Raw genomic sequence first — 14,150 nt, forward strand, 5'->3', positions numbered from 1 at the left:
AATTACCGATTCAAATAACTGGTATTTTTAAAAGTGAATCACGATGGCAAATTCTTTAGTAATTTTAAAAGTTCTCACAATGATTTGGCGAAAAACTCGAAAGTCAGGTTATATAGAGTTAGCATTTAGTAGTCAAGCTAGAAAGTTTAAGAAAATCACATTTTTGCATCAACTTAAACGATTGTTAATTACGTTATAGCTACCTCGATTTGTGTATAAGTAGTTTTGTGTTGTGTATATATATGGATGGATAACCATTAATTCTGAATAAATAATATGTATTTATACAAACTTGATAAAATTCAATTATTCAATAGCATACGATCACAAATAGAAATAAATGCAAAGAAGAAAATGATTTTAGTATGTTTTTGGGAAAAATTGTGCGTAAGTTACTTGTTATTCAGGTATAAATTTAGCGTTCAAACTGTGGATAAGTTACTTGTGTTGTTGTATAATCCCATACTGCTTTTTTAAGTAACTTTAGCTGAAATTGCACATTATTAAAGAGGTTGTATCTTGGCTAGTCTTGAACTTTGGGAAAATGTAAAAAGATACTTGTTTTCCCTGCCTTTGAACAGGTCACTGGCAAAATTAAAAATTTTTCTGAGAACTGCAAACGTAGTTATTCAAGATAATACTTTTTCAATTCTTGTACCAAATAGAATGATAAAGGGATTATTAGTAAATGAATTTATGGATTCTATCGTGGAAGCTGTACGTTATGTTTCCAACAAGAATTACAATGTTGCCATTGAAGTTCAGTCTGAATTTAGCGTTAATAAGAGTGTTAATTTAAATTCTCCTGTACGCGTGGGAGGCAATATTGTTAATAACATGTCTCGTCAAGTTCCTGAACCTCAGGTAGAGAACAGAGCTCATTCATATCAGGATAATCAGTTCAACAACTCTGGAATGAGACTGAGTCAAAATGTCGGTGGAACGTACGCCAATAACAGAATTCTGGAAAGTGAAGTTTATCAGAATAATTATCAGCAAATAAAACCAAGGGGAAACTATTCTGATTTGCAAGAATTGAATGCCTCAGAGATACTTCCTCATAATGTCATTGAACAGAACGCAAATTGTGCTCCTGAAAATAATGTAAATGATATATATCCATTGGAAAACAACAGTCTGTATGAAAATAGTTCTGTCGATTTTGATCAGACCGAGTCATACTCCATGGATGATTTCAAGAATAATATATTCTATAAATCTGTAAACATTCAAAAGGACAAGAATTTTGATAACTTTGTTGAAGGTCCAACAAATCAGAATTTATGCACAAATGGTAAACTTGTTGCTAAAGATCCAGGTAATTCGCAACGTAATCCTTTCTTCATATGGGGGGATTCAGGTTTAGGAAAGACTCATATTCTTAATGCTATAGCCAATGAAGTTGCCAGTAGACATCCTGAAAAGAAGATAATTTTAGTAACATTAGACAGGTTTTATCAGGATTTTCTGCGCGCTGTGAATGATTATAAAAGAGGTGGAATAAATTCAGCTACCTACAACAACTACAAGTCTTTTTACAGAAGTGCAGATGTTTTTTTCATAGATGATATTCAACAGTTAGAAAATACTGTAGGACTTACCAAGGATTTTATTACATTGTTTGATGAAATCGTATGTTCTAATGTTCAGCTTATATTTGCAGCAAGTCAGCATCCTGCTAATTTCAGAAAACTGGATAGTCGCATCAGAAACAGAATTTCATCAGGTGTAGTTATAAAAGTTGAACCTCCTGATAAAGATACAAGAGAGAGAATCATTGTTGAAAAGATTAAAGAAATGAATCTCTCATTTGATAATCAGAGTATTGTTTTCCTTGCGAATAAATTCCAAACAAATATACGAGTTCTTGAAGGTCATATAAAAACTATAGGAGCTTATGTAACTGGTACTGCCGGAAAAATACAGACGGTTACTGTTGATGTTGTAAAGGAAGCATTGAAAGATTCACTAAATGCCCATGCAAAGCTTCAGACTGTAGATAATATTAAACAGGTTGTAGCTGAATATTATGGAATTACTGTTAAAGATATTGATTCTTCAGCAAGACCAAAATCAATTGCTTACGCTAGAATGATGGCTATGGCATTGGCCAGAGAATTAACAAAGGCAAGTTACCCTAGTTTAGGAAAACAATTTGGCAATAAAGATCATTCAACTGTTATTAACGCATGGAATAAAGTTAATAAAATGATTGCAGAGAACGACCCTCAGTACAGAGAAGACTGGGAGAATCTGAAATTACAGTTAACAGAGTAAAAAATTAACAAAAGGAAGAAGTAATAATGTTTAAGTGTAGCATTGGAAGAGAAGATTTATTAAAGCCTTTAGGACATATTTCTGGTGTGGCCGGAAATACTGCTAATAATCCTATTACTTCTAACGTTTTGCTTGAAATTTTGCCGAACGACGGAACCGTTATTAAAGATGCAAAATATAAGTTACGCATGGTTTGTACAGATACAGAAATCCAAATGTCTACTGAAGTAGGTTTATTCTGTGATGATATAAAGGAAGGGAAAACTACAGTAAATGTAAAAATTCTTCTCGAAATACTGAAGAAATTGCCTGACGGAGCTTATGTTAATTTTGTTGATGACGGTACTGATGACAAATTACTTCTATCCTCAGGCAAGTTCAAGTCAAATATGGTTACCATAGACGCAGAATACTTTCCAGCAATAGAGTGTCTTGATCCTTTATATGAATTAAAGATTGAATTAAACGAACTGTTGAATGTTATGAAGACAACAAAGTTCTCCATGGCTGCAGAGAGTTATCGTGTATTTTTGAAAGGAATGAGATTTGCTGTAGTAGGCTCAGACAATATGGGACTTGATATAATTACTGCTGATGGTCATAGAATGAGTTTACAGAAGGGGAGATTGGTTGAACCTTGTAATATACCTGTTACTGTCGATGACAATGGTTTTATTTTCCCTAAGAAAGGTGTCGATCAGTTAATTTCCATGATGTCTACTATGAAGGAATCTGTTGAAGATGATACAGTAGTGACGCTCAAGATTAACAAGAATAGCCTCCAGACTACAGTAAATGGAATCTCATTATTAAGCATTCTGATAGATGCTAAATATCCAGATATTACTTCTATTTTACCTAACAACTGTAATCGTGTTCTTGTTGTTGACAGAAAACTATTCCAAGACACAGTTATGCGTGTTTCTATTATGAGTAATTCACTAAATAAAGCTGTTGAAATGGTTATTAATAATGGCCTCTTTACTATAAAAGCAAAGAATTCAAACCATGAAGAAGCTAAGGATGATATTGATTACGTGAGTTATACCGGTGATAACTTTGAAATTGCATTTAACTCTGAATATTTAAATAATATCTGCAGTGTAATATCAACTTCAAAGATGAAGATTTCATTATCAAAATCTTCCAATAATCTTCTTATTGAACCTATGGCTGATGAGAATGAAGAACAAAGTTATGCCAAGTATATTGTAAGTAGAATTATTGTTTAATATCCTTTTTTAATATATGTTTTTAAAGATGTTGGTTGTTTGTATTTTTGAGCAGCTGACATCTTTTGTTTTTATATATTCAAATTTAAAATCACAATGATATGTTTATACGTAAAGTAAAATTAACAAACTTCAGAAATTTTATATCAACCTCGATAATGGTGGGGAAGGGGGTTAATTTTTTTTACGGCGAAAATGGTTCCGGTAAAACATCCATCTTGGAAGCTATTAATTATATTTCACAGGCAAGGTCTTTTAGGGCTAATAAAAATTCCACAATCATAAATCATGAGGCTAAGGAGTTTGTTTTATTTTCTGAGTTATTTAAAGAATCAAAAGATTTTGTTTCTCGTTTGGGAATAGTAAGGAATTATTTAGGAGATATAAAAGTTAATTTTAATGGTGTCCCATTAAATAGAGTGGCTGATTTGGCCAATAACGTCTGTATACAAGCAATTGTTCCAAACGGATTATCGTTGCTTGAAGCAGGGCCTGCTATTAGGCGTAGTTTCATAGATTGGGGATGCTTTTATCATTTTAATGATTTTTCGGAAATAAGTTCTGACTTCAGAAAAATTATTAGACAGCGAAACATTCTATTAGCCAATAAATCTTCTAAAGATTACCTTGAATATTGGAACAATTGCTTTGCTGAGATATCTCAAAGAGTGACTGAAAAAAGAGTTGAATATTTAACTATATTTAATAATTATGCAAATGATATTACAAGTAGGTTTTTACCAAATATAAAAATCTCATTGGAATTAGTTCCGGGACATAAGTTAGGAATTTCTGATTTTTTATCTCAACTATCATCTCATTCAGGTCGTGAATATGCAATGGGTTATTCGTTATTCGGACCTCAAAAAGCAGATTTGTGTATTAAAGTAAACAACAAACCTTCACTCGACATTCTATCAAGAGGGCAGCAAAAGCTATTAGTTATTGCATTAAAGTTTGCTCAGGGAATAGTTTATCAGAATCTAATGAATACCAATTGTGTTTATATAATCGATGATATAGCCTCTGAACTCGATACGAATAGTCTGTATAAAGTTTATGAGCTTGTAGATGAGCTTTCAGATAATAACCAATTTTTTATTACTAGTTTAGATAAAGATCATCAGAAGTTTACATCAAAATTTCATAATGAAATAAAAATGTTTCACGTGGAACATAATGATATTCATGAAAGTGATTTGGTGTGAAAAATTCAACTTTTTTGCAGTAATTATTAAATTAGGGATAGTCAATAAAATACTTTATTTAATTTTTTTTAATTTAATGATTTTACGTTTAAAACAGATGTTGTGATGCAATAATCTCTTTTTTTATTTGCTTTCTTGATAGTTTATTCTTTTTTTAGATTAGGCTGTATTTACCTAATTTTCCAGGTATCTGTGTTATATCTTAGCTGTGATTATTATTTTGAAAAAATAGATACACCAATTGCAGCAGATATGGGATTACGGATAGTTAAGGATCTATTTACTCATAAGAACTTACCATTCATTTTATGATAAATAGGTTGAGTTGAAATTTCTATAATGGAATGATTTTAAATCCGGTTATACCCTTAGCTAGAATTAATATTTCACGTGAAACAATTGTTGAAGCATAATTAGGTAACATATAAGTCTGCAGATAGGGGAGGGGAGTATATTAGTGTAATGTGAGAAATTGAAATAGGTAGAATTAAAAATAATTTAATGATCTGTTTTTGAGTGTTGCTTTGTAAAATTGTACTAAAATACTTTTCATAATAGAAGCGTGAATTTAGCATATAAATATTAAAATTTGGCAGGGAATTATTATTAAAGAGGATTATCTATGGGGACATCCGGAAGGGTATCAAATCAGCTTTTAGCAGTGAAGAAGACAACCGCATTGATACTTGCTGGCGGTAGGGGATCTCGTTTGCGAGAGTTAACTGATATTAGGGCAAAGCCTGCTGTTCATTTTGGAGGTAAGTTTCGTATTATTGATTTTGCGTTATCTAACTGTTTGAATTCTGGTATAAGAAAGATGGGGATAATGACTCAATATAAATCTAATTCTCTTCTTAGTCATATTCAAGATGGCTGGTCCTTTCTTAATAATAACCATATGGGCGAGTTTGTTAGGGTTTTACCTGCACAGCAAAGAATTGATGAAGTTCATTGGTATCAGGGAACTGCTGATGCCGTGTATCAGAACATAGATATTCTACAATCTTATAATAATGAATATGTACTGATTTTGTCGGGTGACCATGTATATAAGATGGACTATTCTCTTATGCTCATGGATCATATTAAGAGTATTTGTCCTTGCTCAATTGCCTGCATTGAAGTTCCAAGAAACGAGGCTACTGCATTTGGATGCATGCAGGTTGATGATAATAATATGATAGTTGATTTTATAGAAAAACCAAAAGATCCTCCATCAATACCAGGCAATTCAGACAAATCACTTATCTCAATGGGAATATATATGTTTGAAGCTTCTTTCCTATATAATCTATTGGAAGAAGATCATAATGATCCGAATTCATCTCATGATTTTGGTAAGGATATTATTCCTAAAATTGTAAAACAAGGAATCGTTCATGCTCATAATTATTCCTTAAGCTGTGTTAGAAATCAGTCTAAGGAACAGATTTGCTATTGGCGTGATGTCGGAACCGTAGATAGTTTTTGGAGTGCAAATCTTGATTTAACAGATGAATCTCCGGATTTGGATATATATGATGAAAATTGGCCAATATGGACAAAAGCCTCCCAATTACCACCAGTAAAATTTATTAAAGATTCCTTGGGCAATAGATCTGTAAATGTAAATTCAGTAATATCCGTTGGATGTGTAGTATATGGTTCTGAAATATTAAACTCCGTGCTTTTCGATTCTGTTACCGTTGAACAGGAAAATCTTCTTGAGCAGGTAGTAATATTTCCATCGGTAATTATTCATAAAGGGTGTCGTATACGAAAAGCTATAATTGAACGTGGATGTGAAATACCTGAAGGCATGCAAATTGGCTATGACTTAGAAGAGGACAGAAAGTTCTTTTACGTATCTCCTAAAGGTGTGGTTTTAGTAGATATGAATATGCTTAAGAAATATAAAGAACATTTTTCTACATCAAAAATTTAATAAATAAAAAAACAGGCATTATGTTTCACGTGAAACAATAGGTGTCGTTAACTGAAGTTTGTAAAAATTCAAAAGGTCTGAAATTGTCATTTCAGACCTTTGTTAATATGTCATTATTAATGACATGGTATTATCTAACTTCTAAAAAGGAATGATATTTTATTTTTAGAAGTTGTTACACTTTTATCTCATAATTTTAAATTTATTCGTATAAAGTCATTGCTGCAATGTCTGTCATATAGTTTATGAAATTCACTCTATGCATTTTTATTTTTCTTACTTCATACAACAAAAAGTAGTTAGGTATCGAGGACTAATCTGTGGTATAACTGATGTTAGTTACTATTCTTTGTTCTTGATTAAGAGTAAAACAGTAGATATCAAAATTTAAGAATCTCGTTTAACTCAACGTAAGTTAACTCATGGTACTTATCATCTGAATATTTCTAACTTAAGTGTCACGTAGGAGTGATATCAATACTGCTAAGGTTTAATCATTGGGTAATTACATGCTGATAGCAAATTACAATCATTCCAGATAGAAATGTATTATCTTTTTGTTAGCTTCGGTAGGTATCTTATTGATTTAAAAAGAAGAGTGAATAATTAAATTGAACATTATGTTAAATTCTAAAATAGGGAACAATGTTCCACGTGAAACAAATAAATTAGAGCAATAATTGTTCTACATTAGAACAATAAGAGTTTTTAATTATAATTATTCAAATTAATTGTTGAATTTTAAAAATAATAGTGTAAGATAAAACTGTTATTTCAATGCGTCTTTAGCTCAGCTTGGTTAGAGCATCACCTTGACATGGTGGGGGTCGTTGGTTCGAGTCCAATAAGACGCACCATTTCTTCATCAGACTTTCAAAAGTTATTTCATAAAAAATCTTCAAGCATTTGATTGATAAATAATTGACCTTTTTCTGTTATTGTGATTTTATCTTTTTCAATTGTTACAAGATTATCTTCAGAATATTTTTCGAATAGATACCTAATATTGTTAAATGACAAACCTGTGTAGTTTTCGTATTCATTTATGGATAGAGGAGTGAATAATCTTAATCTGTTAAGAAAATATTCAAATGGTATATTCTGCTCAGGAATTATTTCATTGGATAAATATATCTCCTGAGGTTGATTTTCTAATAGATTGTTTATATATGTGCAGGTATTCTCAATCCTGGATTGTCTGCGTATTTTATTGTTTATAGTCAATTTACTGTGAGCACCGGCACCAGCTCCCAAATAATCACCAAAAGTCCAATAATTAACATTATGCTTACATTGATATTCTTTCTGAGCAAATGCACTGACCTCGTAGTGATGATAACCGCTAGATTTTAGTAAATCATAACCTTCGATGTAAATTGAATCAATAACATCCTCATCAGGAAGAGAAGGTATACTTTCAGCATAAGCGGTTCCTTCTTCTATGGTAAGCTGATACCATGATATGTGTCTAGGGTTAAGGGATATTAATTCTTTTAAATCATTTATCGCATCAGCATATGTTTGTCCAGGTAGAGAATGCATTAAATCCAAATTAAAGTTGTCATAGTATTTGCTTACGGTTTCCGCTACCTTGATAGCTTCTTTTCGTGTATGAATGCGATGAAGTATTTTTAGAAATTTATCGTTAAGACTTTGGATGCCAATACTGAGTCTGTTTATTCCGATTTCTCGATAATTTCGAATATCGTCAGATGATACGGTACCTGGATTTGCTTCCATACTGATCTCAGCATCAGCGGAAATAGTAAACAATTTATTTACTGCATTTAAAATCTGATCAATTTTCTTGGGTGAGAAAAGGGTGGGGGTGCCTCCGCCTATATAAATTGTTTCAACTAATCTATTGCTAGTTAGTTCTGAGTATAAACTGAGTTCATGAATCAAAGCTTCAACGTATTTATCTACAATTTCTTTTGAAGATATTTTTTCTGAAAAGAAATCACAGTACGGACACTTTCGTATACAGAATGGAATGTGTATGTATAAACCCAGTTTAGGAATGATCATATCTATGCACCAAATTTCTTTAAAAGAACGTCAAGCATATCATGCATTGCCTGACCTCGATGGCTCAATTTATTTTTTAGTTCAGGAGATATTTCAGCTGCAGTTTGTCCTAGTAGAGGTATAAGGAAAGAAGGATCATATCCAAAACCATTTTTACCTTTTTTTTCTAAAATGATTTTTCCTTCCCATGATCTCTGGCAGATTACAGGGGTAGGATCAAATTCATTTTTCATAAAGACCAAAACGCACCAGTATCTTGCCGTTCTTTGATTTTCTGGAAAAGCAGAAACTTCCTCAATTAGTTTATTTAGATTTTCCTCATCTGTTGCATGTTCACCACTGTATCTTGAAGAATATACACCTGGTCTTCCGTTAAGACAGTCAACTTCAATTCCAGAGTCGTCAGCGATAGCAGGAAGACCTGAGTATTTTGCTGCATTCCGTGCTTTAATTATCGCATTCTCTACAAAGGTAGTTCCGGTTTCTTCTGGAGTAGGAACGTTGAATCTGCTCTGCGGAATTATTTCAATATCAGTCAATTCCAACATTTTATTGAATTCTGCACACTTGGCTTTGTTTCCTGTTGCCAATACAATTTGTTTTCCTAAAGTACTCAATTTATTTCTCTTTAAATTATTCTACGTAGTCACTCTTGTATTCATTATCAAAGAATACTATTTGCGATTAGTATACGCATAAAAGATAGTAATTTCTATAAAAAAGGGAATCACCATATGTAGTGATTCCCTTTTACCAATCTAATTCAGACTATAGATGTTTAATTTAAACAGCTTCAGTTTCAGAAGTTTCTGAAATCTTTTTTCTTGGCTTGTATTTAGTAAAGTATCTCATTACCAATACAAAGAAAATTGGAACGAAGAATACGGCTAAAACTGTTGCTGACAGCATACCACCTATAACGCAGATACCTATTTCATTACGACCTGCAGCACCGGCACCTGTACTTATTGCTAAAGGCAGAACACCAAGTATAAATGCAAATGATGTCATGAGAATAGGGCGCAAACGTATGCGGGATGCTTCTACCACTGCGTCTGTCAGACGATGTCCTTTATCATATAATTCTTTGGCGAATTCTACGATAAGAATAGCATTCTTTGCTGATAAACCGATAGTGGTTAATAAACCAACTTGGAAATAAACATCGTTCTCAAGAGGCTGGCTCCAAGGAATTAAGAATGGGAACATCTGAGTCAGGAAGGCTGCACCAACGGCACCAACCACACCTAAAGGTACAACAAGCATTACAGCGAATGGGATGCTCCAGCTTTCATAGAGAGCTGCCAGACATAAGAATACAAACAGTAGTGAGATGGAGTAAAGGGTTAAGGAATTTGAGCTAGCCTGTCTTTCCTGGAATGATACACCGTTCCAGGCTATGCTGTATCCAGGAGCTATTTCTTCAACCAGCTTTGTCATCTGATCCATTGCCTGTCCGGTAGATATTCCGTTGGCTGCTTCACCCTGAATTTCAACTGCTGATACGCCGTTGAATCTTTCAAGTCTTGGTGAACCGAAATCCCAGGAAGACTTTGCAAATGATGAGAAAGGAACCAGCTTACCTGAATTGTTCCTTACGTACCATTTCTGGAGATCTTCTTCGCTCATACGTGAAGAAGCTTCAGACTGTAAGTAAACCTTTTTAATACGGTTTCTATCCATGAAGTCGTCTACATATGAAGAACCCCAGGCTGCAGATAAGGTATGGTTGATACTGAGAATAGATAATCCCTGAGACATTGCTCTAGGGTAGTCAACATCAATTTTCAGCATAGGAGTGTCATCCATACCATTGGCTCTCACTCTGGTTAAGAGTTTTGCTGATTCACCTTCAGTGGTTGCTCTAACAATCTTTTGTCTTACGTCCATTAATGCCTGATGACCATTCTGTGACTGGTCCTGAATGAACATATCGAAACCAGCAGCGGTACCTAATTCAGGTATTGCTGGCAGGTTGAACGCAAAAACAAGACCTTCACGAATTTCCATAAGTCTAGGAAATGCTCGTTGAACAATCTGTCTTACATGCTGATCGTTACGTTTTCTTTCTTTCCAGTCTTTGAGTTTTATAAAAGCCATACCAGCGTTCTGGCCACTACCTGCGAAAGAGAAACCTACAATACCCATTATGGATTCAACATTTTCTTTTTCTTCGTCAATAAAATAATCTGATAACTGGTTGATTACTTCTCTGGTTCTTTCCATTGTCGCTCCGGCAGGTAACTGAACCATTGCCATCAGAACGCCTTGATCTTCTTCAGGGACGAATGATGTTGGAATGCGAACAAACATGGATACAGTTGCAATACAGATTGCTATATAAAGAATAACATACAGGTAGAGCGACTTAACAACTATACGAACGCATTTAACATAAAGATCTGTTGAGAATAGGAAAATTTTATTAAAGATGCTGAAGAAATTATTAAGAATTACTTTGTTTAAAAAATTTCCGATAGCATCTTTCAATTTAAGAAGAACACCTGTAAATCCTTTATATTCAGGTTTTGCTGTTTCATCTTTTAGAATTGTGGCGCAGAGTGCGGGTGTTAATGTTAAAGCTGAAAATACAGACAGAACCATTGCTGAAACAATAGTTATTGAGAACTGTCTGTAAATAACACCTGTAGAACCACCAAAGAAAGCCATTGGAATAAACACTGCTGAAAGCACCAGAGCAATACCAACGAGAGCACCGGTAATCTGATCCATTGATTTCTGGGTAGCTTTATACGGATTCAACCCTTCGTTGTGCATAATACGTTCGACGTTTTCAACCACAACTATCGCGTCGTCAACTAACAGACCTATAGCAAGAACGACACCAAACATGGTTAGGGTGTTAATTGAGAATCCTAATACAGACATTATTGCAAATGTACCGAGCAATACAACAGGAACAGTTATGGTTGGAATGATGGTTGCTCTGATATTCTGCAAGAATACATACATAACCAGGAATACTAAAATAATAGCTTCAAACAAAGTATGCATTACTTCGTTTATGGATATTTTTATGAATGGTGTTGTGTCGTAAGGATAAACGATTTCGTAACCTGCAGGCATGTATTGTTTCAGTCTTTCAACTTCTTTTACAACTCTTTCTGCTGTTCCGATTGCATTAGCACCTGAGGCTAGACGAATACCGATACCAGTTGTAGGCTGTCTGTTATATTCACCTGCAAACTGATAATTTTCAGTACCGATTTCAACAGTGGCCACATCCTGAAGCTTAACAAAAGAACCATCTTCGTTCATGCGAATTATGATATTTCTGAATTCTTCAGGAGAGGTTAATCTTGATTGACCTCTGATGGTATAGTTATACACCTGACCAGGAACTGCAGGGGCATTACCTAAAGAACCATAGGTAACCTGAGCATTCTGTTGCTGGATGGCTGATTCTATTTCAGAAATTGTAACGTTGTACTTGTTTAACTTATCAGGAGAAACCCAAATACGTAAAGCGTATTCCGCACCGAAAACTGTAATATCACCTACACCTTCCAAGCGGCTTAGAGGTTCTTTCATTACAGAGTGTGCGTAGTCAGAAAGGTCATATTCCTTAATAGAAGGATCTTTGGAAATCAGACCAACAACCATAAGGAACGCATCAGTACTTTTTTTAACATCAATACCATTTTGCTGAACAACTGTAGGGAGCTGTGAGGTACACTGATTAAGTTTGTTCTGTACCTGAACTTGTGCAATATCTGGATTGGTGCCTGGTTCAAATGTAATTTTTATTTCTGATGAACCGTAACCATCGGATGATGAACTCATATACATGTATCCATCAAGACCGATCATGTTCTGTTCTATGATTTTGGTTATGGTATTTTCAACTGTTTCAGCATTTGCACCAGGGTAGTTAGAGCGTATTGTAACAGTCGGAGGGGCAATAGTAGGATACTGCGAAACAGGTAATGTATTGATGGATAGAATACCTGCAAGCATAATTACTATTGCCAGCACCCATGCAAAGATGGGGCGATCAATAAAAAAGCGAGCCATTTGGAAATTCCTTTATTTTATTTATCTGGATTATTGGCTGGTTCAGGTTTATTTTCAATTGGAGTTACCGGAGCTCCTGGACCAATTTTCTGCAGATTTGACGTGATAACTTTGTCATTGGCATTGATGCCGCTTGTAACAATGTAATCATGATCATGTTCGCCACTGATGGTAATGTTATGCTGTTCAACAACATTCTTATCTCCATCCTGTTTTATGGTATAAACCATATTAGTGCCATTGTTCTGTCTGAGCACTGCAATTTGAGGAACTAGAAGGACTCCTTTCTGAATTCCCTGATTAACATTGGCTTTTATATACATGCCCGGAAGAATATCCTGATTTGGGTTAGGTACTTTTACGCGAACATTAACCATACCAGTTGATTCGTCAACTGTTACTTCAGAGAACTCTAAAGAACCTTTTTGCTCGAGTTTTTCACCATTTTCTAGGAATAATTCAACCTGTTCATTACTTGAATTGGATTCAAATAATCCCTTGGCCATGTTTTTCTTTAGATTAAGATGTTCAGTAACTGAAATTCCAAGATCCACATAAATAGGATCAAGTTGCTGAATAGTAGCCATTGGGCTTGCCTGACTGTTTGTAACAAGAGCACCTTCCGTTACATTGGAACGTCCGATAGTCCCGGTTATCGGTGCGTAAACTTTAGTATATGCTAAATTGATTTCTGCAGATTTAACTGCTGCTTTTGCGGCGAGAACTTGAGCCTGGGCTGCCTTATTATTAGACAGGGCGTCATCATAATCCTGTTTGCTTATTGCATTTGTATTGACCAGTTTACTGAATCTGTCATATCTGAGCTGGGTTGCATAAAGGTTTGCCTCAGCCTGTGCCAGGGATGCTTTTGCACTGGCTAACTGAGCTTCATAAATCGAAGGGTCGATCTGATAAAGCTGATCGCCTTTGTTAACAACTGAACCTTCGGTAAAAAAACGCTGAAGAATTACACCGGACACCTGTGGTCTTACCTCTGCGGTTCTGACGGCTGTTGCTCTGCCAATCAATGATGATATTACAGGAACATCTTTAGTTTTGATTTCCTGATAATCAACAGGGGCCGCAAAACCTTGTTGATGCTGTTCTTGTGCTTTATTGCATGCAGTTAGCGATGAAGCTGCCAACATACATACACATAATGCCGACAAATTTATTATTTTTGATTTTATATGCATTTGTGTGCTCCAAAATATGTGTGTTTAGTTTTAATTATATAGTTTTTTTGTTTAATTTTCTATACATACATGTGAGAATGTATATATATTTTAATGTATAATATAAATGAGTTTGCATCGTTTATTTCTTAAAATTACCGTATATATGAACTAAAATTTTTATATACAGTCATTGTTTTTGGTCTGAAGATGTTTAGTGTTTTTATTCGTGTTATACATTGGTTTAGTCTTATTCTGAATTTGAAGAATA

General features: G+C 34.2%; 8 protein-coding genes and 1 tRNA gene. 5 read left to right on the top strand and 4 right to left on the bottom strand.

Features of this window, described 5'->3' with window-relative positions:
• Positions 1–519 precede the first annotated feature (519 nt).
• The 5 genes from dnaA to T489_RS0103710 all read left to right on the top strand — a co-directional run bounded on the left by dnaA (position 520) and on the right by T489_RS0103710 (position 7,498).
• On the top strand, positions 520–2,277 hold the full coding sequence (dnaA, locus tag T489_RS0103690) for a chromosomal replication initiator protein DnaA (protein ID WP_031578696.1): 1,758 nt from the start codon (positions 520–522) through the stop codon (positions 2,275–2,277).
• A gap of 26 nt (positions 2,278–2,303) precedes the next feature.
• Positions 2,304–3,509 carry a DNA polymerase III subunit beta gene (gene dnaN / locus T489_RS0103695; RefSeq protein WP_031578697.1) on the top strand — a complete coding sequence of 402 codons (1,206 nt, stop codon included), beginning with the start codon at positions 2,304–2,306 and terminating at the stop codon, positions 3,507–3,509.
• Between the two features lie 101 nt (positions 3,510–3,610).
• Positions 3,611–4,717: a DNA replication/repair protein RecF gene (gene recF, locus T489_RS0103700; protein ID WP_084155390.1), complete on the top strand. Its 1,107-nt coding sequence runs from the start codon at positions 3,611–3,613 to the stop codon at positions 4,715–4,717.
• 622 nt (positions 4,718–5,339) lie between these two features.
• On the top strand, positions 5,340–6,641 hold the full coding sequence (gene glgC, locus T489_RS0103705) for a glucose-1-phosphate adenylyltransferase (protein WP_031578699.1): 1,302 nt from the start codon (positions 5,340–5,342) through the stop codon (positions 6,639–6,641).
• A 779-nt stretch (positions 6,642–7,420) separates the two neighbouring features.
• A tRNA-Val gene (locus tag T489_RS0103710) sits at positions 7,421–7,498 on the top strand.
• Between the two features lie 28 nt (positions 7,499–7,526).
• On the opposite strand, the gene hemW is transcribed toward T489_RS0103710, so the two are convergent.
• The 4 genes from hemW to T489_RS0103730 form a co-directional block, all read right to left on the bottom strand.
• Positions 7,527–8,669: a radical SAM family heme chaperone HemW gene (gene hemW / locus T489_RS0103715; RefSeq protein ID WP_031578700.1), complete on the bottom strand. Its 1,143-nt coding sequence runs from the start codon at positions 8,667–8,669 to the stop codon at positions 7,527–7,529.
• Between the two features lie 2 nt (positions 8,670–8,671).
• Positions 8,672–9,286 carry an RdgB/HAM1 family non-canonical purine NTP pyrophosphatase gene (rdgB, locus tag T489_RS0103720; protein ID WP_031578701.1) on the bottom strand — a complete coding sequence of 205 codons (615 nt, stop codon included), beginning with the start codon at positions 9,284–9,286 and terminating at the stop codon, positions 8,672–8,674.
• Between the two features lie 166 nt (positions 9,287–9,452).
• A complete protein-coding gene (locus T489_RS0103725) occupies positions 9,453–12,704 on the bottom strand; it encodes an efflux RND transporter permease subunit (protein WP_031578702.1) in 3,252 nt (1,083 codons plus the stop codon).
• A 17-nt stretch (positions 12,705–12,721) separates the two neighbouring features.
• Positions 12,722–13,852, bottom strand: coding sequence for an efflux RND transporter periplasmic adaptor subunit (locus T489_RS0103730; protein WP_031578703.1), 1,131 nt, complete (start codon positions 13,850–13,852; stop codon positions 12,722–12,724).
• Positions 13,853–14,150: the final 298 nt, after the last annotated feature.

The sequence above is a fragment of the Ruminobacter sp. RM87 genome (assembly GCF_000701925.1).
GTDB lineage: Bacteria > Pseudomonadota > Gammaproteobacteria > Enterobacterales > Succinivibrionaceae > Ruminobacter > Ruminobacter amylophilus.

Coding starts and splice junctions, on each gene's coding strand:
- dnaN (WP_031578697.1), top strand. CDS start 2,304: ATGTTTAAGTGTAGCATTGGAAGAGAAGATTTATTAAAGCCTTTAGGA.
- recF (WP_084155390.1), top strand. CDS start 3,611: ATGTTTATACGTAAAGTAAAATTAACAAACTTCAGAAATTTTATATCA.
- glgC (WP_031578699.1), top strand. CDS start 5,340: ATGGGGACATCCGGAAGGGTATCAAATCAGCTTTTAGCAGTGAAGAAG.
- hemW (WP_031578700.1), bottom strand. CDS start 8,669: ATGATCATTCCTAAACTGGGTTTATACATACACATTCCATTCTGTATA.
- T489_RS0103725 (WP_031578702.1), bottom strand. CDS start 12,704: ATGGCTCGCTTTTTTATTGATCGCCCCATCTTTGCATGGGTGCTGGCA.
- T489_RS0103730 (WP_031578703.1), bottom strand. CDS start 13,852: ATGTTGGCAGCTTCATCGCTAACTGCATGCAATAAAGCACAAGAACAG.